Here is a 23,928-nt window from a genome sequence, read left to right on the forward strand (position 1 = left end):
TACGCGACCGGCCCCCTGCCACGTGACGTGGCAGGGGGCCGGTCGGCCGTGCGGGTCAGCTCTGGACGAACACCGCCACGCTGCGCGCGGGCACGGTGAACGTGCCGGCGGCCCGGTCGAACGACGCGGTACGCAGCGCCGGGTCGGCCGAGTTCCGCAGCACCGGGTGCAGTGCCACGTTCGCGCCGCGCAGCCCGGTGACGGTCTGCTTCGCCGTCTCCGGCGTGGCGTTGAAGACGACAGTCACCGACTTCCACGTCCCGTCCAGCCCTCGCGCGTCGAGGGTCATGGTGAGCACGCCCGGGGTCTCAGTCGTCCCGGACAGCGGGAACGCCACCCGCTTCTGCACCTGCTCGGCGGTGTCGAGCCCGAACACCGGCGAGGACCGGCGTACGCGCAGCAGCTCCGCGTACCGGGCGTCGGCCAGGTCGATCGCCGCGCAGTCCGGCACCAGCGACGGATCGGCGAGCAGCGGCTTCGCGTACGACCACTTGTCCTTGTTGTCGGCCTCCGGCGGCAGACCCGCGCCGAACCCGTTGCCCTGGGCGCAGTCCCACCGGATCTGGTTGAACCAGTCACCGGAGTTGTACGAGTTGCGGTCCAGCGACTTCGAGCGCAGCCGCTCCGAGCCGGTGGTCACGAACCCGGCGCCCTGCCCGAGCGCTGTGGTCGCCAGTGCGAGCACCTGCATCCGGGCCCGGTCCTGCGCCGAGGTCCCCTGCGGCAGCTTGTACGCCAGCGCGTCGTACAGGATCTCGTTGTCGTGCGCGTCGACGTAGGTGACCGCCTCGCCGGGCGCGGCCGTGTATCCGGCCGGGGCGCCGTTGTAGTCGACCTGCGCCCCGGTGACCCGCTTGCCGGTGGAGTCGGTGAACCGGTAGCCGCGCAGGTTCCCGGTCAGCCCCACCTTGATCAGGTCGTGCTGGTGCAGCAGCCGGGCCCGCTGCTCGGCCGCCGAGCCGTTGACGTCGTCGCCGTTGGGGTCGGTGTAGAGGCCGGAGGCGAAGCCCTGCACCCGCGGGTTGGCGTCGAACGGGCCGCCGCCGCGCACCGCGTCGCGGAGCCGGTCGTTGAACGTGCCGACGCCGGTACCGGCCATGTTGGCCTGGGTGGCCTGCGTGAACCGGGCGTCGTCGGCGACCTCGCCGAAGTTCCAGCCCTCGCCGTACAGCAGGATCTTGCGACCGTCCACGCCGTCGCGGGCGAGCGTGAGCTTGTCCAGCGCGGCCCGTACGGCCAGGATGTTCGCCTTCGGGTGGTGGCCCATCAGGTCGAACCGGAAACCGTCCACCTTGTACGCCTTGGCCCAGGTGACCAGCGAGTCCACCACGAGCTTGCCCATCATGGCGTGCTCCGGCGCGGTGTTGGCGCAGCAGGTGGAGTTGGCGACCGTCCCGTCCTCCAGGAGCCGGTGGTAGTAGCCCGGCACCACCTGGTCGAGCACCGACTTCGGGTCGGCGCCGGCGGCCGAGGTGTGGTTGTAGACCACATCCATGACCACCCGCAGGCCGGCCTTGTTCACCCCGGCGACCATCTGGCGGAACTCGGTGGTGCGCTTCGCGCCGTTCGGATCGGTGGCGTACCCGCCCTCGGGCACCGTGTAGTGCAGCGGGTCGTACCCCCAGTTGTAGCCGTCGGTGCCGGCGACCGCCGCGACGCACTTCTGCTGCTCGTCGGAGTCCGGCGGCAGCGCGGCCAGGTCGCAGTTCGGCCGGGCCTGGTCGGCCCGCTTCTCCGGGATGGTCGCGAAGTCGAAGGCCGGCAGCAGGTGCAGGTGATTGACCCCGGCGTCGCCGAGCTTGCGCAGGTGCTTCATGCCGGCGCTGTTCGGGTCGGTGAACGCCAGGAAGGTGCCCCGCTGGTCGGCGGAAACCGTGGTGTCGGCGATGGAGAAGTCCCGTACCGACAGCTCCGAGATCTGGACCTTCGACGCCGGCACCGGGGCCGGCTTGCGCAGGTTCGCCCAGCCGGCCGGCGCGAGCGCCGGATCGGTCAGGTCGACGATCTGGCTGTGCGTGGAGTCCGCCGCGAGCGCCACCGAGTAGGGGTCGGTCACCGACGCGGTGACCATCTTCTGCGTGGCCGGCTGCCACGCCTGCACCCGGTAACGGTAGTAGCGGCCGTTCCACGCCTTCGTGCCGCGGACCGACCAGACGCCGGTGCGGTCGTCGCGGTGCATCGCCACTGTGGACGGCCGGGCCGTGGGCGAGTCGAACAGCTCCAGCGACACGGTCCGCGCGGTCGGCGCCCACACCGCCAGGGTGGGCACCCGGCCGGCGAACGTCGGGCCGAGTTTCGCGCCGGTCGCCGCCGCGTAGACGTCGTCGAGCACGCCGGGAATCTGCACGCCGGTGGCGGCGAGCAGCACGCCCTCGGCGTCCCGCTCGGTCACCACGATCTGGCCGCGCAGCGCCGCCGGCACCTTGGCCAGGTCGGCGCGGTCCAGCGTGAAGGCGCGCGAGGCCCAGAGATGGGGGTACGCCTGCCGTTGCGCCTCGGTCAGCCCGTTGCGCTGGGCTCGCAGGCCGATGGTGGTGTACGTGCCGGTCAGCTCGCCGTCGGCGAGGCCGATTCCGCCGGCCGGGGCGACGGCGAGCGCATACCGCCTGCCGTCGGTCGGCCCGGTCGCCCAGGCGACTGTGGACCTGTCGATCCACTGCGCCTTCTGCTTGGTCAGGTCGAGGTCCTTGGCGGCGCCGGACGTGGTGGTCGGCAGCAGCCGGCCCTTCACGCCCGCGAGCAGCCACACCTCGCGCCCGGCACCGGCGAAGTCGAGCCGCTGGTCCTCGGGCTGATCCTTCTCGTCGCCTCGGTGGATGATGTAGCTCAGCCCGGTCGCCCCGGCGGCGAGGGGCACCCGGAACACCGCGCCGTACGCGTCGATCTTCTCCGGCTTGAGCGGGGCCGCCCAGTCGGTCGGGGTGGCCGCACCGTCCCACAGGTGCAGGCCCCAGCCGTCGTAGTTCCCGTCGGCCTTGCGCCAGTGGATCAGCGCGGTGTCCTGCGCCACCGGCGGGTCGGGCTCGCCGGTGGCGGCCTGCCGCGTCGGGTAGACCGCCGGGTCGCCCTGCTTGACCCAGACCTCGCCGGTCGCAGTCACGTCGATGGTGCGGTCGTTCGCCACGTCCTTGTTGCCGTCGCCGTCGATCACGAGGAACCCGACCGTCTTCGCGCCGGGCTTGAGCTTGACCCAGGCGAACCGGCCGTACGAGTCCTCACCGGCGAACGGCTGCCCGGCGGGCCACTGCGTCACGTACGCCGGGTCGATGTCGCCCCAGGCGTAGAGCCGCCAGTCGTCGTACCCGCCGGCCGGGCGCTGGTAGTGCACGATCGCCCAGTCCCGCGATTCACCCTGCGCGGGGGTGCCGACGGTGCCGGTGGCGCGGGCGGTGGCGGTGCGGCCCTTGCCGTCGCGGACCACCGCCTTGTACTCCACGCGGGTGCCGCCGGGCAGGCCGGTCAGGTCGTGGTGCACGGTGTACGGCGCACGCTGCGCGGTGCCGAGCAGCGTCCACTTGCCGCCCGCGACCCGGGCGGCGAACGTGACGGTGGCGAGCGGGTCGCCGGTCACCTGGGCGGTGACGGCGGCCTTGCCCGGGACCGGCGCGTCGCCCGGCTCGGTGATCGTGATCGTCGGGGCCCCGGCCTGCGGGATCGCCCGGTCGGCCTTGAGCACCAGCGCCGACATGGCCGGCACGGTGACGCTCAGCTTGCCGTCCGCGCCGGCGGTCGCGCCCGCGGCGCCGCCGTACACGCCGGTGAAGCGGGCGCCGGCCGACCAGGTGTCCACGCTGACAGTCTGCGGGGTCGCGGCATTGTTCACCGCGGCCACGTACTCGATCCGGTCGGACGGCAGGACGCGGGAGAACGCGAAGACGCCCGGCCCGTCGGCCGCGTACCGGGTCACCTGCACACCGTCGCGCAGCGCCGGGTGTGCCGACCGCAGCTCGCCCAGCTCGGCGACGGTCCGGTAGAGCGGGTGACGGGTGTCGTACTGGTCGGCGGCGTGGGTGCGGGTGGTGCCGATCAGGTCATCGTCGAGGTAGTCGGCGGTCCGCGAGGCGAACATGTCCTGCCGGGCGTCCTTGTCGCCGCCCGGTCCGGTGAAGCCCTGCTCGTCGCCGGAGTAGACGACCGGCTGGCCACGGGTGAGGAACATGAGCTGGTGGGCGAGCCGGCTGCGGTTCAGCTGGGTGGTGTCGTCACCGCCGGCGGCGGCGACGAACGAGCCGATCCGGCCCATGTCGTGGTTGCCCAGGAACGTGGTGAGCCGGTTGGCGTTCGTGTCCCGCGCGGAGTACAGGTCGTCCTTGGCGTAGACGTCGGCGAGCGACTTGGCCGAGCCGTCGGCGGCGGCGTAACCGCGTGCCGCCTCCTGGAACGAGAAGTCGAGCGTGGCGGGCAGTCCGCCCTGCCGCACGTAGGTGGACTGGATCTCCTGCTCGGCGCTGTAGACCTCGCCGAACATGAAGAAGTCCTTCTTGCCGGCCTTCGCGGCGGCGGCGTCGATGCCGCGCGCGAACTGCGGCCAGAAGTCGAGGTTGGCGTGCTTGACGGTGTCGAGGCGGAACCCGTCCACGCCGGCCTTGCCGATCCACTGGGTGTAGATGTCGGTCATGCCGCGGACCACCTCGGGACGCTCGGTCCACAGGTCGTCGAGGCCGAAGAAGTCGCCGTACTCGCTGTTCTCCCCGGCGAAGGTGGAGTCACCGCGGTTGTGGTACATGGTCGGGTCGTTCAGCCACGCCGGTACCTTGACCTTCGCGTCGGCCGGGGTGGCGAACACCGGGGTGTACGGGAACGACGTCGAGTTCACCGCCGGGAACCTCCGGGTGCCGTCGGCGTAGTTGCGGTCCTCGAAGGGCCGCCCCTGCGCGTCGCGGTAGGGCGCGGTCTTCTTGTCCACGTAGCCGTACTTGTCCTCGGCGTACCGGATGACGTCGGCGGTGTGGTTGACGATGATGTCGAGGTAGACCTTGATGCCCCGGCGGTGGGCCAGGTCGACCAGCTTCTTGAGCTCGGCGTTGGTGCCGAAGTGCGGGTCGACCTGGGTGAAGTCGGTGATCCAGTAACCGTGGTAGCCGGCCGAGACGTCCGCGCCGGTGCCCTGCACCGGGCGGTTCTTGAAGATCGGCGCGAGCCAGATGGCGGTGGTGCCGAGCCCCTGGATGTAGTCCATCCGGTCGATCAGGCCCTTGAGGTCGCCGCCGTGGTAGAAGCCCTTGTCGGCCGGGTCGTGGCCGGTGGCGAGCCGGCCGCCGGTGAGGCCGCCGGTGTCGTTGCGCTTGTCGCCGTTGGCGAACCGGTCCGGCAGGACGAAGTAGAACTGCTCCGCCTTCGCGGTGCCGGTGCCGGCCTTGAGCAGCGCGTCGGGGGACGGCTCGCGGTTCCACTGCGGAGCGTTGCCGGCGGCCAGGACGTCGGGGGTGGCGGCCGGGCGGGTGGCGTCGGCGCCGAGCTGGTGGAGGGCCACCGGCACGCCGACGAGAGTGAGTACGAGGGAGGTGACCAGGGCGAGCAGCGCCTTGGGGGATATCGGCGGGGGTTTCATCGACGGCCTTTCTCTGGTCGCTGATTCGCCCGCACGCTAGCCCTTGCCGAAACATTCTGCAATACCTTGCAAACACTGCCGCAACAAAGCAGACAGCTTGCAAGAAGAGACGTGGACGCCGGCCCCGGTCCGGGGCGCCGGAACTACCGCTCGGCGCAGGGCGAGCGGTCGACGGTGCAGCTCAGCGGCCGGGTACCGGCCCGCTCGATGTGGAACCGCACCGGCAGGGACTGCCCGGGGGCCAGGTCGAACCCGCTGCGGTAGGTGAAGACGCCGTCGTCGAAGCCGAACACGCCCTGCTCGGCGCCCTCGACCCAGGCGGTGACCAGCCGGCCACCGGGGAACGTCGCGCGGACCGTCCAGCCGTGCGGCGTACGCGCCGTGTTGACGAGCAGCACCTCGCCGATGAAGCCGCCGTCGAAGGAGCTCATCACGCTGTACCGGCCGGTCACCGCCGACGGCGGCGGGGGCGGCGGAGACGGGGGCAGCACCGGCCGGGCCACGCCCCTGGGGCTGGGAGTCGGCGCGGCAGGCGTCGGCCGGGCCGGCACCACGGTGGACCGGGGCGACAGGCCCGGCACCACCGCGGCGGTGGCGGAGACCGGCGACGGACCGGTGGCGCCGACCTCCGTGGGGGTCAACGGCATGCCCGGCAGCGACATCAGCGGATCCGGCGGACCGGCCGCCGGGAACGTGCTGCGGCCCCGCACCGAACCGAGCGCCACCACCAGCAGGACCACCATGACGACCACGCCGGCGGCGACGAGGATCCAGGGGGACGAGGTCATGGCGGCTCCGGGCTGCGGGCCGGGGCGGCGCGTGCGGGACATGGTCCTCCTGTCGGGGTCCGAGCCAGCGTAGCCACCCGGGACGGGTCGCGGCGAGCGCCGGAGATCGGGGTCTGCCGCACGGCGTTGGCACCTGATACCTTGCACGCCGATCAATGACCACAATGGCTCGTCGAGCCGGTAGGACGGTTGGCCAGTGACTGAGTGGCAGGACAGTATCCGGCGGGCGTCCGCGGCGGACGCCGCCGTCGTGACCGCGATTCTCGCCGAAGCGTTCATGCGGGATCCGGTGAGCGGCTGGGTCTTCCCCGACGACGGCCACCGCGCGTCGGTCCATCGCGCCTTCTTCGGACCGTTCGTCGCGCTGGCGCTGCGCACCGGTGAGGTGTACGTCGCCGGTGACGGGCTGGGCGCCACGCTCTGGCTGCCCACCGGCGAGGGGCACGACGCCGAGGACGGCGGCGAGTTCGACGGGCTGGAGGCCGCGATCGGCGCGGAGGCCATGAAGCGGTTCGGCACGCTCGACGAGATGATGAGCGCCCGGCACCCCGCAGAGCCGCACTGGTATCTGCCCTTCATCGGGGTGCACCCGGACCATCACGGCAAGGGCGTCGGGTCGGCGCTGCTGCGTCACAGGCTGGCCGAGCTGGATCAGGCCGGCACGGCGGCGTACCTGGAGGCCAGTTCGCCGCGCAACGCCGCGCTCTACGAGCGGCTCGGATTCCGGCGCCGTCCGGTCACGCTGGACCTGCCGGAGGGCCCCAGCCTCTACCCGATGTGGCGCGACCCGTCCTGACCGGCACCGTCCCGCCCCGGCTCGGCCCGGGGCGGGACGTCATCGCCGTACCGTCGTGGTGGTGACGTCGAGCGCGCCCACGACGGCGGCGAGCAGCCCTTCGAGCTGAGCCGGCAGGAACCGGCGGCAGTCGCGCATCCGCGTGGCCACCTGCGGGTCGAAGATGTGCGCGGCCAGGCCGACCGCCTCGGCGAGCGTCGCCAGCAGCAGCGTGCCCGGGTCCAGCTCGGCCGGGGACGAGTGCATCAGCATCGCGGTCAGCCGCACCCGGGGCGAGGCCGCCTGGTTCGGGTCGATGGCCGGCCAGCGCACCGTACGGCCGATCAGTTTGCCCTGCTCACGACGGAGCACACCGGCGGTGACCAGCCGGGTGCCCACCCGCTCGTTGATGTTGAGCTGGGTCCGCAGGTAGCGGATCCACAGCCGGGCCGGATGCGCCCCCTCGCGACGCAGGATCTCGGTGATCAGCAGGTCGGTCAGCGGCTCCTGCCACAGCCGCGGATCGACGGCGGCGATCCCCCCTCCGTCGAGGGCGATCCGGCCCTCGAACATCAGCTCGGCGAGCGCGGCGCCGGCCAGCCCGCACTCCAGCCGGTCGACCGCGACGTGTGGCTTGCCGGTGAACTCGTCGTGTCCGATAAGGAACAGCGCATCCGCAAGCCGGTAAGTGGCCTGCGCCCCGGGGTAGGTCATGGTCCATCCTCGAACGGTGGCCGTGATCGTCGACACGGGACGGTACGGCATGACCACGCACAGCTCAATTCCGGCCGTTCAGGCGCACCCCAATCGATATCGAAGCGGGGTTGTCACGATACGTGATCACCAATACCCTGCTTCAGGTTGTTCCGAAGTAGACACATCAATCCCCTCACCCCCTCCCCGGGAGAAGCCTTGTCCTCCGATCCGTTCTTCTCCGACGGTGGGCTGCGCCGCGGTCGTCTCGGCACCGCTCACCTCGTCTTCTTCACCGTCGCCGCGTCCGCCCCGCTGACCGTTCTCGGCGGCGGTGTCACCACCATGTACGCGGTCAGCGGCAACATCGGCGCCGCGCTCGGATACGTGCTCCTGGCCGCCGTACTGGCCGTCTTCGCCACCGGCTACGCCGCGATGAGCCGGTACGTCGCCAACGCGGGCGCCTTCTACGCGTACATCGCCAACGGCCTCGGCCGGGCCGGCGGGGTGGCCGGCTCGGCGGTCGCTCTCGCGGCGTACAACGCGATCCAGATCGGTCTGTACGGCCTGCTCGGTGCGATCCTGGGCGACTTCATGGACGCCAAGACCGGCATCAGCCTCGACTGGTGGGTCTGGGCGCTGCTGGCCTGGGTGTTCATCGGCGCGCTCGGTGTGCTGCGCATCGACCTCAACGCCACGGTCCTCGCCGTCCTGCTCATCCTCGAGTGCGTAGCCGTGCTGATCTTCGACCTGGTCGCCTTCGCCAACCCCGACGGCGGCACCGTCACCACCGCCGGCATCAGCCCCGGCCACCTGTTCGGCGCCGGCTTCGGCGCGGTGCTCGCGTTCACCATCGCCTCCTTCACCGGCTTCGAAAGCGGCGCGATCTACAGCGAGGAGGTCAAGGACCCGCGGCGCACGGTGGCCCGGGCCACCTACATCGCGGTGGCGTTCACCGGCCTGTTCTACGCCTTCTCGGCCTGGGCGCTCACCGTGCTCACCGGTCCGGAGAACGCACCGGCGGCCAGCGCCGAGGCGGGTCCGGGCATCATCTTCGGCGCGCTCGACCAGTACACCGGCGCCGTCGTCGCCGACATCGCGAACGTCCTGTTCATCACCAGCGTGCTGGCCGCCCTGCTGTCGTTCCACAACGGCGTGGCGCGTTACCTGTTCGCGCTGGGCCGGGAGCGGGTGCTGCCGGGATTCCTCGGCGCCACCTCCAGCCGCAGCGGCGCGCCGGTCGCGGGCTCGCTGGTGCAGAGCGTCCTCGCCGTGGTGGTGTTCCTGGCGTTCGCGATGACCGGCCGTGACCCGGTCATCGACCTGTTCACCTGGCTGTCCGGCGCCGCCGCGGTGGGCGTCGTGCTGCTGATGACGCTCACCTCGGCCTCCGTGGTGGGCTTCTTCCGGGGCCGTCAGGGCCCGGAGAGCGCGTGGCAGCGGGCGATCGCCCCGGCGCTCGGCACGGTCCTGCTCACCGCCGTGCTGCTGGTGCTGCTGTTCAACTTCGACGCGCTGCTCGCCCCCGACACGGCGAGCTACCTGAAGTGGCTGCTCCCGGCGATCCCGGTGGCGGCGGGCGTGGTCGGCCTGATCTGGGGCGCGATCCTGCGCACCAGCCGCCCGGAGACGTACCGCCGGATCGGCCAGGTCACCGAGGAGGGCCTGCACGAGCCCGGCCTGCACCCGGCCCCCGAGGCCGACCGCTGGGCCGGCGCCCACCACCGCTGACGTCAGTCGGTGCGGCGGCCGGCCCGCGTGGCCGGCCGCCGCACCACCACGATCAGGCGGTACGGATGACGGTGCAGATCACCGGGCCGTCCTCGGTGGTGCGCAGCAGATAGCGGTATCGCTCGCCGGGGACCGCGCGGCCCTGACTGTCCAGGAACTCCCAGCGCACCGCCACCTCGGTGAGCAGCGCCGAGATCTGCTGCACGTCCTCGATCTGCGCGTTCGCCGCGACGAGTTCCCGCTCCTGGTAGTCCGGTGCGGCGCCGACGAAACTGAGCGCCACCGCCGCCGGCGAGGTGAACGAGAAGCTGTAGGTGTCGGCGACCACCAGCCCGGGCAGGGCGTAGCAGCCGGCGATGGCCGGCACGTCGGCGGTGGTCAGCGCCACGCCGTACCGGTCGAAGAAGTCGGTGAGCGTGTCGAGGTCGGTGGAAGCCGTCACGACGCTCCTCATTACCGGCGCGCCCTCGCGGCAAACCTTCCTCAGCGCGGCGGGATCCGCACCTCGATCTCGGCGCCGAGGTGCGCGCCGCCGCTGAGGTCCAGGTCGTCGCCGCTCCAGAACCGCCCCGGGTCGTACCAGTTGGGCCGCCGCCCGGCGGGCAGCAGACCCATCGCCTCGTAGGTCACGGCGACGACCTCGGCGCAGTACGCCGTCTCCAGCGCCGCCGCGTTCTCCCTGCTGGTGTCGCCGGTCTCGCCCTGGCCGCCGGTCTCGCCCTGGCCGCCGGTCTCGCCTCGGCCGCCGGTCTCGCCTCGGCCGCCGGTCTCGCCGGCCCCGCCCTGGCTGCCGGTCTCGCCCCTGTCGATGATCCTGCTCAGGATGCCGAGCTGGTTCCGGTCGCCGGTCCCGCCCCGGAGGCCGCCGAGGCTCAGGCGGCGCGGATGCGGCAGCCGGCCCCGCGCCCACCGCCAGGCGAGCTGCGCGGTGGACGGGAACGGCGTCCCGTCCAGACGCGCCACGGTACGCAGCACCGCCTCCTCCATCGCGGTGTCCGCCGGCGGTTCGAGCTGGCGCAGCCAGCCCCGCTGGCCGTACCGGTTGGCCCAGACGCAGACCGCGTCGCGCAGGTCGTGCAGCTGCACGCCGCGCTGATGCGTGCCGGTCCACATGTCCGGCAGCGAACGGCCCAGCTCGGCGTGCCACATCAGCGGCGGCATGTCGTCGAGCACCACGGCCATGCCCACGTGGTTCACCGGGCTGTTCGTGGTGAGCTGGATGGCCCGGTCGGGCACGCTGCGTCCGCGGAACACCCACAGATCGCCGGTGCGGGTCAGCTCCACGGCCTCGTCCAGGCTGATGCTCATGGAGGACTACCCTATGCGGATGCGGCAACGGATGCGGTGGTGGAAGGTACTCGGTCTCGCGGGTCTCGCCGGCGTCGCGGCGACCGGCGTGGTGGTGGCGCGGGCCGAACGGCGGCGCCGGGCGTACACCCCGGAGGAGATCCGGGACCGGCTGCGCGAGCGGCACGCCAAGGCCTCCTCGTCCTGACCGGACAGTCGGGGGCGGCGGATTCTCCTACCATCGCAATGATGGGAACCGTTTTCTGGGAGAGCCCGTTCGTCCTCGATCCTCCGCCCGCCGCCGTGGAGCGGCACGGCGACGTCGACCTGCACGTGCCCACCGGCGACGGCCGGCATCCCGCGGTCGTCGTCGTACACGGCGTACCGGGACCGCCCGAGGCCCCCGACGCGCGGGACTGGCCGCTCTACCGGGGCTACGGCGCACTGCTCGCCGAGGCGGGCGTGCTGGCCGCGATCCCCCGGCTCACCGTGGCGAGCCCGGACGACCTGTACACGGTCGCCGCCCGGGTGGCCGCCGCCGCCGAACTGCTCCGCGCCGACCCACGCGTCGACGCCGACCGGATCGGCCTGTGGTTCTTCTCCGGCGCCGGCCTGCTGATCGGCGACTGGCTCCGCGACCCGCCCGCCTGGCTGCGCGGCGTGGCGGCGACGTATCCGCTGCTGGCACCGCTGCCCGGATGGCCGCCGGTGGACCCGCGCTTCCGCCCGGTCGACGCCCTCGACCTGCCCACAGACCCGGACGCCGCCACTCCGTCCGGCACCGCCTCCCCCGACGACGCCGACATCGACGCCGCGCAGCCGGACGCAGCCTCCACCGGCGTCGACCCCACCCGGCCGGACGCGACCTCTCCCGACGCCGCGAACGTCGACGCCGCGCATGCGGAGGGCGCGGCGCGGCCGACGCTCGTGCTGACCCGGGCGGGGCGGGAACGGCCCGAGGTCGCCCCCACCGTCGAGGCGTTCACTGCGGTCGCGCGGCGGCGCGGCATCCCGCTGTGCGTGGTGGACGTGCCGAACGGGCAGCACGGATTCGACGCGCTGGACCACACCGAGGAGGCCCGGGCCGCAGTCCGTACCGCCCGCGACACCTTGATCGCCCTGCTCACCGCCCCCTGACCCCGGCCGCCCCGCCCACCGCCCACTTCCCGGGATCGCCGTCCCGCAGAGCGGAACCCACAAAGATCTTGGTAGGAAATGGCCCTCATAGGGGCCATTTCCTACCAAGATCTCCACCAACCCACGGGCTGACCGCGAGCAGGGGCGCCCCAGAAGCACCACAGCCCCAACCCCACCGCCCCCACCGCGTCGATCATGAAGTTGGCGGCGACAAATCGGGCACCAACCACCGCCAACTTCATGATCGACGGGGCAGGGCAAGCGCGGGGCATCGCGCGCATCCCGTTCACCCCAATCACCAGGCCCAGCGGTCCCCTGCGCCCTGCCCCAGTCACCCGGCCCATCGGTCCACCGCGCCCTGCCCCTGCCCCGCCGCCGGTCGCCCGCCCATCGCCCGTCCGGCCCGAACCGCCCCGCCTGCCCGGCCGGCTCCGGGCGGCCACGCCCCGCCCTGCCGACCCGACCCTCCCCCGTCCGCCCCGCCCCACTCACCCGCCCTTACTCCGCGTCGGTGATCAAGGAGTTTGTGTCACTGCGGGAGCCCTCACAGGACACAAACTCCTTGATCACCGGACGAGGGCGGGACCGGACGAGGGCGGGACGACGCGAGGGCGGGACGACGCGAGGGCGGGACGGCGCGAGGAGAGCGCGCTGTTGCCCTGGCCGGTGATGTCCTGGGAGCGCTGGACTGGTCGTCCGCCTTCGGGCGGGGCGGGTGGGCGTCCGGCGTCAGCGGTCGGTGGCGGGGACCGGGGTGGGCTGATCGGGGGCTTCGGCCTGGGGCAGGCGCTTGGCGCGACGGCGCAGCCACGCGGTGCTCGCCACGCCGGCCAGCACGGCCAGCACCAGCCCGGCCCAGGAGATGTCCTTGAGCCAGTGCTCGGCGGCCTGCCCCACGTAGAACAACAGGTAGGTGGTGCCGAACGCCCACACCAGCCCGCCTGCGGCGTTCGCGACCAGGAACCGGCGGTACGGCACGCGCAGCGCCCCGGCGAGCGGGCCGGCGAGGATGCGCAGCAGCGCGACGAACCGCCCGAAGAAGACGGCCCAGACGCCGTGCCGGGCGAAGCTCAGCTCGGCGCGGGCCAGGTGTGCCGGGCCGAGGTGTTTCGGGAAGCGCCGGCCGAGGCGTTCCAGCAGTGGACGGCCGCCGCGCCGGCCCACGGCGTACCCGATGGAGTCACCGAGGATGGCGCCGGTGGCCGCGGCGGCGGCCACCCACTCGGGCCCGACGACGCCGGTGGCGGCGAGCAGGGCGGCACTGACCAGCACGATCTCGCCGGGCAGCGGGATGCCCATGCTCTCCACGCCGATCACCACGCCCACGAGCAGGCAGATGAGGCCCGGTGGGAGGGCGGCGAGCCAGTGCTGTACGTCGACCACCAGCCGACCCTACCCGCGCCCGGTCAACCCGCGGGGGCCAGGAACTCCAGCCGGTTGCCGTGCGGGTCGTACGTGTGGAACCGCCGCATGCCGGGAATCTCGTCGTCGCCCCAGGTCACCGTGTACCCGGCGGCGTCCAGGCGGGCGGCCAGCTCGTCCAGGTCGGTGCGCAGCAGCGCGGGGTGTGCCTTGCGGGCGGGGCGGAAGTCGTCCTCGACGCCCAGGTGCAGTTCGGCGTCGTACCCGGTGAACCAGCAACCACCGCGGGCGGCGAGGGCCGGCGGTTTGGGCTTCTCGGTGAGGCCGAGCAGGCCGGTGTAGAAGGAGCGGGACGCGTCCTCGGAGCCGCGCGGGCAGGCGAGCAGGACGTGATGGATCATGGTGGCACCTCCTCGTCCCGCAGCGTGGCACGAGGTTGCGTGAATAGCAAGACGGACGTACGGTTTTGTAGAGACCGACGCAGGTAAGTGTCGCCTAACCACGGCGGCGTACCGGTCGGTGCGACAAACTGCTCAGGACTACTCACGGTCGCTGGTGTGAAGGAGTACGACGTGGCGAGCCTCGACACCTTCGGTGCGAAGACCCAGCTACGCGTCGGAGACGCGAGCTACGAGATTTTCAGGATCGACAAGGTGGAGGGCCACGAGCGGCTGCCCTACAGCTTGAAGATCCTGCTGGAGAACCTGCTGCGGACCGAGGACGGCGCGAACATCACCGCCGACCACATCCAGCAGCTCGGCGCGTGGGACGCCACCGCCGACCCGAGCGTGGAGATCCAGTTCACCCCGGCCCGGGTGCTGATGCAGGACTTCACCGGCGTGCCCTGCGTGGTCGACCTGGCCACCATGCGCGAGGCGGTCCGTGACCTGGGCGGCGACGCCACCAAGGTCAACCCCCTCGCCCCGGCCGAGCTGGTCATCGACCATTCGGTCATCGCCGACCTGTTCGGCCGCGAGGACGCCTTCGAGCGCAACGTCGAGCTGGAGTACGAGCGCAACAAGGAGCGCTACCAGTTCCTGCGCTGGGGCCAGACCGCGTTCAACGAGTTCAAGGTCGTCCCGCCGGGCACCGGCATCGTGCACCAGGTCAACATCGAATACCTGGCTCGTACGATCATGGAGCGCAACGGTCAGGCGTACCCGGACACGGTCGTCGGCACCGACTCGCACACCACGATGGTCAACGGCCTGGGCGTGCTGGGCTGGGGCGTCGGCGGCATCGAGGCCGAGGCCGCGATGCTCGGCCAGCCGGTCAGCATGCTGATCCCCCGCGTGGTCGGCTTCAAGCTCTCCGGTGAGATGCCGGCCGGCACCACCGCCACCGACCTGGTGCTGACCATCACCGAGATGCTGCGCAAGCACGGTGTGGTCGGCAAGTTCGTCGAGTTCTACGGCCCCGGCGTGAGCGCGGTGCCGCTGGCGAACCGCGCCACCATCGGCAACATGTCGCCGGAGTACGGCTCGACCGTGGCGATCTTCCCGATCGACGCCGAGACCGTGCGCTACCTGGAGCTGACCGGCCGCGACGCGTCTCAGGTGGCGCTGGTCGAGGCGTACGCCAAGGAGCAGGGCCTCTGGCACGACCCGGAGCGCGAGCCGGAGTACTCCGAGCGCCTGGAGCTTGACCTCGGCACCATCGAGCCGTCGCTGGCCGGCCCGAAGCGGCCGCAGGACCGGGTGCCGCTGGGCAGCGCCAAGACGCTGTTCCGTGCCGCGCTCAGCGACTACGTGGCCGCCGACGAGACCGGGGGCGACCCGGGCCGCAAGCCGGGCGTGCCGCAGCAGGAGAAGCCGTTCGGCGCCGACGGCCCGGCCGACGAGGCGTCGGCCGAGTCCTTCCCGGCCAGCGACTCCCCCGCCAACGGCGTGAACGACCCGGCGGACGCGCCGCGCGACCTGGAGACCGCCGCGGTGGGCGCGGGCGGCCGGGCGAGCAATCCGGTACGCGTGACCGGCGCCGACGGCGTCGAGTACGAGCTGGACCACGGCGCCGTGGTGATCGCCGCGATCACCTCCTGCACCAACACCTCGAACCCGCAGGTGATGATCGGTGCCGCGCTGCTGGCCCGCAACGCGGTGGAGAAGGGCCTGGCCCGCAAGCCGTGGGTGAAGACCACCCTGGCGCCGGGCTCGAAGGTCGTCATGGACTACTACGACCGCGCCGGGCTCACGCCGTACCTGGAGAAGCTCGGCTTCAACCTGGTCGGCTACGGCTGCACCACCTGCATCGGCAACTCCGGCCCGCTGCCGGAGGAGGTCTCGGCCGCCGTCAACGAGGGCGACCTCGCCGTCGTGTCGGTGCTCTCCGGCAACCGCAACTTCGAGGGCCGGATCAACCCGGACGTCAAGATGAACTACCTGGCGTCGCCGCCGCTGGTGGTCGCGTACGCGCTCGCCGGCACCATGGACATCGACCTGGCGAACGAGCCGATCGGCGAGGACGCCCAGGGCAACCCGGTGTTCCTGCGGGAGATCTGGCCGAACAGCGCCGAGATCCAGGACGTCATCGCCTCCGCGATCGGCGCGACCGGCTTCAGCGCCGCGTACGCCGACGTGTTCGCCGGTGACGAGCGCTGGCAGTCGCTGCCGACCCCGACCGGTGACACGTTCTCCTGGGACGGCGAGTCGACCTACGTGCGCAAGCCCCCGTACTTCGAGGGCATGCAGCAGGAGCCGGCCCCGGTGCAGGACATCGCCGACGCGCGCGTGCTGGCGAAGCTGGGCGACTCGGTGACCACCGACCACATCTCCCCGGCCGGCTCGATCAAGGCGGACTCCCCCGCCGGCAAGTACCTGGCCGAGCACGGCGTGGCCCGCCACGAGTTCAACTCGTACGGCTCCCGCCGGGGCAACCACGAGGTGATGATCCGGGGCACATTCGCCAACATCCGGCTGCGCAACCAGCTCGTCCCGGGTGTCGAGGGCGGCTTCACCGTCAACCACCTGACCGGCGAGCAGACCTCGATCTACGACGCCTCGATGGCCTACCAGGAGGCGGGCGTCCCGCTGGTCATCCTGGCCGGCAAGGAGTACGGCTCGGGCTCGTCGCGGGACTGGGCGGCGAAGGGCACCATGCTGCTGGGCGTGAAGGCGGTCATCGCCGAGTCGTACGAGCGGATCCACCGCTCGAACCTGATCGGCATGGGCGTGCTGCCGCTGCAGTTCCCGGGCGGCGAGACCGCCGAGTCGCTGGGCCTGACCGGCACCGAGACGTTCTCGATCAGCGGCGTCACCGCGCTGAACGACGGCGACACCCCGCGCACGGTGAAGGTCACCACCGACACCGGTGTGGAGTTCGACGCCGTGGTCCGCATCGACACCCCGGGTGAGGCGGACTACTACCGGCACGGCGGCATCCTGCAGTACGTGCTGCGCCGCATGATCGCGAGCTGATTCGCGTACGGCTGACACAGGGCCGCTTCCCGCTCCGGCGGGAAGCGGCCCTCGCCGTACCGTGGTCATCGCAGCCGGAGCGCGACGGCGCGTGCCTCCGCGTCGGTGAGCGGCAGGAACCACAGGAAACGCCGCACGATCGCGATCGGGTCCGGGCCGTCGGGCCGGCCGCGCAGGTCGCGGATGGCCTGCCGGGTGAGCCGGGAGAACTCGGGGATCATCGTGGCGCGGCGGGCCGCGTCGGTGGGCGCGGCCCGCAGGGTCGGGCACGGCCAGGGCTCGCCGCAGCGGTCGCAGCGCCAGGCCGGACCGCACGCGCGGTGGCCGGTCAGCGGCAGCACCACCCGGGGGTACGCCGATGTGGGTGTCGGTTCGGTCATGCCTCCACCGTGCCGAGGGTGCCCGAACAATCACACAGCGTTGTGTAATCTCCTTCGGACGGTTCTTTTGCTCCGGGGAGGAACGGGCATGAACCATGCTTTCGTCACCGCGCTGGCCGGCGCCGGCCACACCGCCGAGAGCCTGGCGGAGCGGCTCGGCCTGCACCCGAAGACGGTGGCCCGGTGGGCGAACCCCGGGCACATCCCGCAGAGCCGGCACCGCGCGACTGTGGCGAACCTGCTGGGCCAGCCGATCGAGGCGCTCTGGCCGGACGCGGTCCGCCGCCGTGAGCCGGTCTGGTTCCGCCCGTGGGTGGACATCGAACGCGAGGCGGTCGCGCTGCGAGCCTTCCAACTGGCGTGGGTGCCGGGCCTGCTGCAGACCGAGGCGTACGCCCGGGCCACGTTCATCGGCCAGCCGCTGACCGCCGACGAGGTCACCGACCTGGTCACCGCCCGGCTGGACCGGCAGGGCATCCTCACCCGGCCGCGCGGGCCGCTGTACGTCGTGGTGCTCGACGAGCAGGTGCTGCGCCGCGCCGCCGCCGGCGACCGCGCGCTGATGGCCGCGCAGGTGACCCACCTGCTCACCTGCGCCGAGCTGCCGAACGTACAGCTCCACGTGGTGCCGGTGGACACACCGACCTATCCCGGGCTGGACGGGCCGTTCGTCATCGCGGAGCTGCGCGACGGCAACCGGGTGGCGCATGTGGACAGTCAGGCCCGCGCGCAGATCATCGAGCAGCCCTCGGAGATTGCTACCCTGGAGCGTCGGTGGGAACGCATCCGGGGCGAGGCGCTGCCCCGCGCGCGGACCCTGGAACTGCTGAGGGAAGTGGCGACGGCATGGACCTGAGCGGCGCCCGGTGGCGCAAGAGCACCCGCAGCGGTGGTAACGGCGGCGACTGCGTCGAGGTCGCCGGCAACCTGCCCGGCGTGGTCGGCGTCCGCGACTCGAAGGACCCGGCCGGTCCGGTGCTCACCTTCACCCCGGCCGCGTGGACCCGGTTCCTGGCGTCGACCCGCCGCTGAGCCCGGTCAGGCCAGGCGCGCGGCGTACACGTGCACCGGATCCCCCGATTCGGACGTGGTCGCACGCTCGAAGCTCAGCCCGATCCGCTCCGCGACCCGCTGCGAGGGCGTGTTGTCCGGGTGGATGATCGCGACGAGACGGTCGACGCCCAGCCGGTCGCGCGCGTGGTCGCGGCACACGGCCGCCGCCTCCGTGGCGAATCCGCGACCCTGCATCCCGATCCGCAGGTGGTAACCGACTTCGACCTCCGTCACCCCGTCCACCGGCTGCGGAGTGAGACCGCAATCGCCGACGAACTCGCCTGTCGGCCGTGACCTGAGCACCCATAATCCGAAGCCGTGGTCGCGGTAGAGGCCCTCGTTCCAACGGATCCAGTCCAGTGCCTCCGCCCGGATCTTCGGTCGCGGGTAGTAGCGCATCACGACCGGGTCGCCGAGCATGGCGGCCATGTCATCGAGGTCGCCGACGGTCATCTCGGCGAAGGTCAGTCGTTCGGTGGCGAGCGGCGGATCAGCAGTCATCGTGGCCCCGGTCCCTTCGTCACGGCTTCGAGGCTACCGAGGCCGAGCGCCGCTCACGAACCGGCGGAATCGATCAGCCCGCGGGAGCCGGCAGCCCACTCATTGCTGAATTGGAATTCGATAATGTTCCCCGATCGCACATCCGACACTGCAAACAATCGACGTCCATGATTCGTTGACACGATCCGAAGCACGTCGATACGTTGCCGACATCGCGATGAACAACGGGGGCGCTCCAGTTTCGATCCGGGAATCGAACACTGGGAAGGATTTCATGAAGACGACGATCAGACTTCTGGCCCTGCCGGCCCTGATCCTGCCGGCGATCCTCGCCGGCGCTCCGGCGCTGGCCGGCACCGGCACCACCGCGGGCACGGCCGCTCCGGCCGCTGTCACGTCGATCGAGCGCAAGGCGGGGTCGTCCGCGCAGGCCAGGGCCTACTGGACGGCCGAGCGCATGGCGGCGGCCACTCCGGCCGACGAGGTGGAGAAGTCCGCCGGCCCGGTCACCCAGAGCCCTGCGGCGGAGCGGGTGCGGCGCTTCGCGGAGGCGGTGGCGCCGAAGGACGGCAGCGGCTTCGGCGCCCAGCTGAACGAGTCGATCACGGTGGGGAAGATCTTCTACACCAGCTCGACCGACGGCCTGGGCCACTACTGCTCGGCGAGCGTGGTGAACAGCCCGGCGCGCAACATGGTCTTCACGGCCGCGCACTGCGTGCACGACGGGCCGGGCCGGGACTGGCACACCGCAAACTGGATGTTCGTGCCGTCGTACCGCAACGGTGCGCAGCCGTACGGCACCTGGGACTGGTCCACGCTCGCGGTGCCGAGCGGCTGGATCAGCACCCGCGAGCGGCAGTACGACGTGGCTGTCGCGCTCGTCTACGGCAGCCGGTCGATCGTGGACGCGGTCGGCGCCAACGGGCTGCTCACCGGCGGTGGGCGCGCGTACCACTACGACATCTTCGGCTACCCGAGCAACAAGGACAGCGGCGAGATCCAGTGGGTCTGCTCGGGCACGTCGCGGGACGCGGGCAGCAACCGGATCGAGATGAACTGCGGCTTCGGGGGCGGTTCGAGCGGCGGCCCGTGGTACTACAGCTACGACAACACCACCAGGCGCGGTGACGTGCACGGGGTGATGAGTTACTCGAGCGGCTCGAACACGAACGGCTCGCCGTACTTCTCCGCCGCGGTGGTGGGGACGCTCTACAACACGTACGCGAACGACACCTGGTGAACGACGGTCCGCCTGGTGTGCCGCCCGGCGCACCAGGCGGACCGGCACCAGGCGAACCGGCACCGGCCCCCACGACCCGGAGGAGGCGACATGTCACACCGTGTGCTGATCGGCGCGGCCGCCGTCGCGGCGCTCGCCGTGGCCGCGGCCGTCGTGGTCGTCGCGGCGCGCGACGGCGGCTCGGCGCGGCCGGCGCCGCCCGGCCCGGTGGTTGCGACGCACAATCCGAGCCCCGGCGCCACCGACCCGTCCGAATACTGGACGAGGGAAAGAATGCGTGACGCGATCGGCGACTGAATCGCCGAATTGCGTCCGCCGGATCTGCGTTCGCCCGAATCGAATTCCGGCGCACCGGTACGCCGAATTCCTTCCGACTCACGGTCACCCGCCGAGCCCGAGGCGCAATTCCCATTCGCGGAGGGCGTAACTGGCGGCGAGTCCTCACGGAACGGTGTCGGAGTAGACCTCGACGTCGTAGAGCAGTTGCACGTTGCGGCGGCCGTTGGTGATGCCGACGAAGACCGGATCACCGGCCGGGGTGCGGCCCTGGCGCCACACCTGTTCCCGGGCCGCTTCCCGCGACTCGTGATGGACGCCGCCGTCACGATGCAGGTGCAGGACGCGGCGGGCCGTGGCCGGGTCGCTGTCGAGGTGGACTCGCAGCAGAGGCATGGCGTCCCTCCTTGCCCACTGTCGAGGCCGCACTTTCGTCTGTTCAATGAGCTTACCGACGTTAAGCTGCCTGTCCAGTGAACTAGAGTGGCTCCATGACGGCGACAGAGCCCGGTGCGCCGACGACGCCGGTGTGGCTGCGGGCAGGTCCGCCGCGGGCGCGGCGCAAGCCGCCGCTGACCCTCGAACGCATCGTGGAACTCGCGGTGACGGTGCTGGACGAGCACGGCGTCGAGGGCCTGACGATGCGACTGCTCGCCCAGCGGCTCGACGTGACGGCCACCGCCCTGTACTGGCACGTGAAGACGAAGGACGACGTCCTGGACCTGGCCGTCGACCGCGTCTTCGGTGACGTGCCGGTTCCGAAGGCCGGCGACGACTGGACGGAGGACATCCGCGTCCTGGTCCGGGCCTGGCGCGGCGTCATGCTGCGCCATCCCTGGGCACCGAAGCTCATCGGACGTCCGATGCTCGGGCCCAACGTCCTGGCCCGTACCGAGTTCCTGCAATCGGCGCTCGTGCGGGGCGGCTGTCACGGACTTCGGCTCGCGGTGGCCACGCGACTGCTCGCCAACTACGTCATCGGCGCCTCGCTCACGGAAGCCACGTGGCACCGGAGCGCGGACCCGGGCGCGAGAGCCGCAGCCCGCGACCACATCGCCGCGAACGCCGACGCCTATCCGACCCTCGACGCCTCCGGCCATCTCGACGACACCCGATGGGACGACGACCTGCTGTTCGAGGAGGGCCTCGACGCCGTCATCCGGGCGGCGGCACGGACACGGACGCCGGACTGACCACACGCGCCTCTCAGCCGGCGGCGCTCTCCAGCACGGCCTTGAGCCGAGCCAGGTCCGCCTCCACGAGCGCGGTGTCCCGGTCGAAGTCCGCGTCGCTCATGCCGGGCATCCGCCGCAGGCTGAACACCACCTCGGTGGCGTCGCCGTCGGCGATCGCGCGCAGCGGCACGTACACCGTCTCGCCGGACGGCGTCAGCACCTCGTGGTCGAGCACGCCGTACTCGTTCGCGGACGCGAACGTCAGCCGCGCCCGCCCTTCGGGCGTGTCCACATACCAGTGACCGTCGACCGAAACGACCGGGCCGCCGAGACCCGGCGCCCAGCGGGGCAGGTTCGCCGGGTCGGCGGCGAAGGCGTAGACGTCCGCTACCGGCCGGGCGATGTGGACGCTGAGATGCCGGGTGTCGGTGGCCATGCGCCGATGATGGCACGGCTGTCGGACGCTCGCGTTACGCTGCCGCCGATTCCCACCGGCCCTCCCGAGAGGCAACTCATGGGCATGATCTTCAACGCACGCCGGCTGTCCGCCGAGGAGCTGGCGGCGGTGCTCGCCGACCCGGAGAAGGTCGGCACGCTGTTCCCGGGCGGGCCGGACGAACTCAATCTCGACAAGGCGTGGCACGGGCTGCACTACCTGCTGACCGGCACCACGTACGAGATCCGGGGCGACGCCGGGCCGGCCATCCTGGGTGGTGACCCGATCGGTCCGGACCTCGGCATGGGCCCGGCCCGCCTGCTGATGCCCGACGACGTCCGCATCGTGGCCGCCGGGCTCGACGCGGTGGACGACGCGACGCTGCGGGCCAGCTTCGACCCCGGCGCCATGTCGGAGGCCGAGATCTATCCACACATCTGGGACGACGGCGACGACGAGTTCGACGGCTATCTGCTGCCGAACTTCACCGCGCTGCGCGACTTCTACCGCGACGCGGCGGCGAGCGGAGACGCCGTGCTGCTCGCCGTCACCTGACCCGCCGGAAACGGGTACGCGCCGACGGGAAGCCGCCGGTAGCGTGCCGGCGTGGGACTCGACGCGTTCGTGTACTGCCGGTGCTGGCAGGACGGCCTCGCCACGCCCTGCCCGGTCGAACCGGTCGGCATCGACGAGGAGGGCTACCTCGCGCTGTTGCTGCCGTGGAAGCGCCACGAGGCCGCGCACCGCACGTTCGACGCCTGGCAGTCGGAGGCGTGCCCGCACAAGGCCATGGAGCAGGCGAGCGAGCACGTGTCCAACTGGGCCGGCGTGCGGCTGTTCCAGCAGGCGCTACGCGCCGCAGGCCCGGAGCGCTTCCCGACGCTCGCCACCGCGCTCCCGAACCTCAACGGCGGCTCGGTGCCGGCCGACCGGGCGGCGGTCGCGCTCGCCGAGCTGGACGCGTTCGCGCGCACCGACCGGATCACCGACGAGGTGGAGCTGGTCGACGAGGCGACCGGCCGGGTGCTGATGCAGTACGTCGAGAGCTACCACGGGGTGTTCATGCTGGGCCCGGATTTCCGGGCCGGGGTCGATCCGGACGGCTTCTTCGTTGTCGACACCGCCGACCCGCCCGCCACGCTGTTCCGGGCCGTGCGGTTCGGTCAGCGGCCGCTGCCCGGCGACCGGGTGGAGTTCACCGCCGGCGGGACGCGGACGGTGGTGGCGATGCGGCCGGTGGGCGAGCACGGTGAGCCGCCGCCCGAACGGCTCGGGGTGCGGACCAGGAGCCGGTCGGGCGGCGACTTCGCCTACATCGTGGAGCCGCTGCGCCGGCTGTGCGCGGCGTCGGTGGCGACCGGCAACCCGGTCATGTGGTGCTGACGAACGGCGCTCACCACGGGATCACGCCCGCGTCCTCGAAGTAGCCGCCGGTCGGCCCGTCGTCCGGCAGCGTCGCCAGCCGGATTCCGATCGCCGCGCCCTGCTGCGGGGTCCGCACGCCCCGGAAGCCGTTCAGGTCGGTCGCGGTGAAACCCGGGCAGCCGGCGTTGATCAGGATGTTCGTGCCGGCGAGCGCCCGCGCGTACTGGATGGTCACCGCGTTGAGCATGCTCTTCGACGGCGAGTACGCCACCGACAGCGGGCCGGTCTGGTGTTCGCCCTCCGAGGCGCTCTGCCGGGTCAGCGAGCCGACGCCGCTGGACATGTTGACGATCCGCGGCGTGGCCGAGCGGCGCAGCAGCGGCAGCATCGCCTCGGTCACCCGGACCACCCCGATCACGTTCACCTCGACCGCCGTCCGGATGGTCGCGAGGTCCACGTCACCCGGGTGCTGGGGCACACCACCTGTCACGCCCGCGTTGTTGACGAGCACGTCCAGGCCGCCGGCCTCCGTCTCCAGCAGCCGGGCGGCGGCGGTCACGCTCGCGTCGTCTGTGACGTCCAGCGGTACGCCGAACGCGTCCACGCCGCCCGCGCGCAGCTTCGCCACCGCCTCGGCGAGCCGCTGCTCGTTCCGGGCGCCGACGCCCACCCGCCAGCCCAGCGCGCCCAGGCCGGCCGCGATCTCGTACCCGATTCCCTTGTTCGCGCCGGTCACCAGCGCGATCGTCCGTTCGCTCATGGTCT

At 71.9% G+C, this 23,928-nt stretch carries 24 protein-coding genes; 12 read left to right on the forward strand and 12 right to left on the reverse strand.

Translation table 11 applies throughout. The features are described from left to right. Positions 1 to 55: 55 nt before the first annotated feature. The gene (gene pulA, locus O7611_RS18490; RefSeq protein ID WP_269697305.1) at positions 56 to 5,551 is read right to left on the reverse strand and encodes a pullulanase-type alpha-1,6-glucosidase; all 5,496 of its coding nucleotides are present in this window, start codon (positions 5,549 to 5,551) and stop codon (positions 56 to 58) included. Between the two features lie 143 nt (positions 5,552 to 5,694). Beyond that, positions 5,695 to 6,339 carry a cellulose binding domain-containing protein gene (locus tag O7611_RS18495; RefSeq protein ID WP_228533114.1) on the reverse strand — a complete coding sequence of 215 codons (645 nt, stop codon included), beginning with the start codon at positions 6,337 to 6,339 and terminating at the stop codon, positions 5,695 to 5,697. Positions 6,340 to 6,535: 196 nt separating this feature from the next. Here O7611_RS18495 and O7611_RS18500 point away from each other — a divergent pair, with 196 nt between their 5' ends. Continuing rightward, positions 6,536 to 7,135: a GNAT family N-acetyltransferase gene (locus O7611_RS18500; RefSeq protein WP_194803551.1), complete on the forward strand. Its 600-nt coding sequence runs from the start codon at positions 6,536 to 6,538 to the stop codon at positions 7,133 to 7,135. 39 nt (positions 7,136 to 7,174) lie between these two features. On the opposite strand, the gene O7611_RS18505 is transcribed toward O7611_RS18500, so the two are convergent. Next, entirely contained in the window at positions 7,175 to 7,828 is a 654-nt protein-coding gene (locus O7611_RS18505) for a GOLPH3/VPS74 family protein (RefSeq protein ID WP_128137146.1), read from the reverse strand. Positions 7,829 to 8,026: 198 nt separating this feature from the next. Here O7611_RS18505 and O7611_RS18510 point away from each other — a divergent pair, with 198 nt between their 5' ends. Beyond that, entirely contained in the window at positions 8,027 to 9,538 is a 1,512-nt protein-coding gene (locus O7611_RS18510; protein WP_194803552.1) for an APC family permease, read from the forward strand. Positions 9,539 to 9,590: 52 nt separating this feature from the next. Here the strand turns inward: O7611_RS18510 and O7611_RS18515 are convergent, their stop codons facing one another. Next, entirely contained in the window at positions 9,591 to 9,980 is a 390-nt protein-coding gene (locus tag O7611_RS18515) for a hypothetical protein (RefSeq protein ID WP_194803553.1), read from the reverse strand. Between the two features lie 41 nt (positions 9,981 to 10,021). Then, on the reverse strand, positions 10,022 to 10,846 hold the full coding sequence (locus O7611_RS18520; RefSeq protein WP_269697306.1) for a hypothetical protein: 825 nt from the start codon (positions 10,844 to 10,846) through the stop codon (positions 10,022 to 10,024). Here O7611_RS18520 and O7611_RS18525 point away from each other — a divergent pair. Next, positions 10,845 to 11,033 carry a hypothetical protein gene (locus tag O7611_RS18525; protein ID WP_141708223.1) on the forward strand — a complete coding sequence of 63 codons (189 nt, stop codon included), beginning with the start codon at positions 10,845 to 10,847 and terminating at the stop codon, positions 11,031 to 11,033. The two genes, O7611_RS18520 and O7611_RS18525, sit on opposite strands and share 2 nt — an antisense overlap. 41 nt (positions 11,034 to 11,074) lie before the next feature. Continuing rightward, positions 11,075 to 11,962, forward strand: coding sequence for a hypothetical protein (locus O7611_RS18530; protein ID WP_228533116.1), 888 nt, complete (start codon positions 11,075 to 11,077; stop codon positions 11,960 to 11,962). A gap of 729 nt (positions 11,963 to 12,691) precedes the next feature. On the opposite strand, the gene O7611_RS18535 is transcribed toward O7611_RS18530, so the two are convergent. After that, positions 12,692 to 13,345 (reverse strand): DedA family protein, encoded by a 654-nt coding sequence (locus tag O7611_RS18535; RefSeq protein ID WP_194803130.1) that lies wholly within the window; start codon positions 13,343 to 13,345, stop codon positions 12,692 to 12,694. Positions 13,346 to 13,368: 23 nt separating this feature from the next. Continuing rightward, entirely contained in the window at positions 13,369 to 13,725 is a 357-nt protein-coding gene (locus O7611_RS18540; protein WP_194803131.1) for a VOC family protein, read from the reverse strand. Positions 13,726 to 13,881: 156 nt separating this feature from the next. Here O7611_RS18540 and O7611_RS18545 point away from each other — a divergent pair, with 156 nt between their 5' ends. Then, positions 13,882 to 16,737 carry an aconitate hydratase gene (locus O7611_RS18545; protein WP_194803132.1) on the forward strand — a complete coding sequence of 952 codons (2,856 nt, stop codon included), beginning with the start codon at positions 13,882 to 13,884 and terminating at the stop codon, positions 16,735 to 16,737. Positions 16,738 to 16,802: 65 nt separating this feature from the next. Here O7611_RS18545 and O7611_RS18550 read toward each other — a convergent pair whose 3' ends face one another. Then, positions 16,803 to 17,117 (reverse strand): hypothetical protein, encoded by a 315-nt coding sequence (locus tag O7611_RS18550; RefSeq protein ID WP_013475922.1) that lies wholly within the window; start codon positions 17,115 to 17,117, stop codon positions 16,803 to 16,805. Between the two features lie 88 nt (positions 17,118 to 17,205). Here O7611_RS18550 and O7611_RS18555 point away from each other — a divergent pair, with 88 nt between their 5' ends. Continuing rightward, on the forward strand, positions 17,206 to 17,973 hold the full coding sequence (locus O7611_RS18555) for a DUF5753 domain-containing protein (RefSeq protein ID WP_269697307.1): 768 nt from the start codon (positions 17,206 to 17,208) through the stop codon (positions 17,971 to 17,973). Beyond that, a complete protein-coding gene (locus tag O7611_RS18560; RefSeq protein WP_194803134.1) occupies positions 17,964 to 18,149 on the forward strand; it encodes a DUF397 domain-containing protein in 186 nt (61 codons plus the stop codon). The genes O7611_RS18555 and O7611_RS18560 overlap by 10 nt, the downstream gene beginning before the upstream one ends. 6 nt (positions 18,150 to 18,155) lie before the next feature. Here O7611_RS18560 and O7611_RS18565 read toward each other — a convergent pair whose 3' ends face one another. Further along, positions 18,156 to 18,671: a GNAT family N-acetyltransferase gene (locus O7611_RS18565; protein ID WP_269697308.1), complete on the reverse strand. Its 516-nt coding sequence runs from the start codon at positions 18,669 to 18,671 to the stop codon at positions 18,156 to 18,158. A 274-nt stretch (positions 18,672 to 18,945) separates the two neighbouring features. Between O7611_RS18565 and O7611_RS18570 the strand changes: the two genes are divergently transcribed. Both O7611_RS18570 and O7611_RS18575 read left to right on the forward strand, forming a co-directional pair. Then, positions 18,946 to 19,911 carry a trypsin-like serine peptidase gene (locus tag O7611_RS18570; protein ID WP_194803136.1) on the forward strand — a complete coding sequence of 322 codons (966 nt, stop codon included), beginning with the start codon at positions 18,946 to 18,948 and terminating at the stop codon, positions 19,909 to 19,911. 90 nt (positions 19,912 to 20,001) lie between these two features. Next, positions 20,002 to 20,208 (forward strand): hypothetical protein, encoded by a 207-nt coding sequence (locus O7611_RS18575; protein ID WP_194803137.1) that lies wholly within the window; start codon positions 20,002 to 20,004, stop codon positions 20,206 to 20,208. A 144-nt stretch (positions 20,209 to 20,352) separates the two neighbouring features. On the opposite strand, the gene O7611_RS18580 is transcribed toward O7611_RS18575, so the two are convergent. After that, complete coding sequence (locus O7611_RS18580; RefSeq protein ID WP_194803138.1) at positions 20,353 to 20,583, reverse strand: hypothetical protein; 231 nt, start codon at positions 20,581 to 20,583, stop codon at positions 20,353 to 20,355. A gap of 95 nt (positions 20,584 to 20,678) precedes the next feature. Here O7611_RS18580 and O7611_RS18585 point away from each other — a divergent pair, with 95 nt between their 5' ends. After that, on the forward strand, positions 20,679 to 21,380 hold the full coding sequence (locus O7611_RS18585; RefSeq protein ID WP_269697309.1) for a TetR/AcrR family transcriptional regulator: 702 nt from the start codon (positions 20,679 to 20,681) through the stop codon (positions 21,378 to 21,380). Between the two features lie 13 nt (positions 21,381 to 21,393). Here the strand turns inward: O7611_RS18585 and O7611_RS18590 are convergent, their stop codons facing one another. Next, positions 21,394 to 21,798, reverse strand: coding sequence for an SRPBCC family protein (locus O7611_RS18590; protein ID WP_269697310.1), 405 nt, complete (start codon positions 21,796 to 21,798; stop codon positions 21,394 to 21,396). 84 nt (positions 21,799 to 21,882) lie between these two features. On the opposite strand from O7611_RS18590, the gene O7611_RS18595 reads away from it, so the two are divergent. Both O7611_RS18595 and O7611_RS18600 read left to right on the forward strand, forming a co-directional pair. Beyond that, positions 21,883 to 22,353: a YfbM family protein gene (locus tag O7611_RS18595; protein WP_269697311.1), complete on the forward strand. Its 471-nt coding sequence runs from the start codon at positions 21,883 to 21,885 to the stop codon at positions 22,351 to 22,353. A gap of 51 nt (positions 22,354 to 22,404) precedes the next feature. Further along, the gene (locus tag O7611_RS18600; RefSeq protein WP_194803142.1) at positions 22,405 to 23,181 is read left to right on the forward strand and encodes a hypothetical protein; all 777 of its coding nucleotides are present in this window, start codon (positions 22,405 to 22,407) and stop codon (positions 23,179 to 23,181) included. A gap of 10 nt (positions 23,182 to 23,191) precedes the next feature. Here the strand turns inward: O7611_RS18600 and O7611_RS18605 are convergent, their stop codons facing one another. Next, on the reverse strand, positions 23,192 to 23,923 hold the full coding sequence (locus O7611_RS18605; RefSeq protein WP_269697312.1) for an SDR family oxidoreductase: 732 nt from the start codon (positions 23,921 to 23,923) through the stop codon (positions 23,192 to 23,194). Positions 23,924 to 23,928: the final 5 nt, after the last annotated feature.

The organism is Micromonospora sp. WMMC273 (genome assembly GCF_027460285.1).
Taxonomy (GTDB): domain Bacteria; phylum Actinomycetota; class Actinomycetes; order Mycobacteriales; family Micromonosporaceae; genus Micromonospora; species Micromonospora aurantiaca.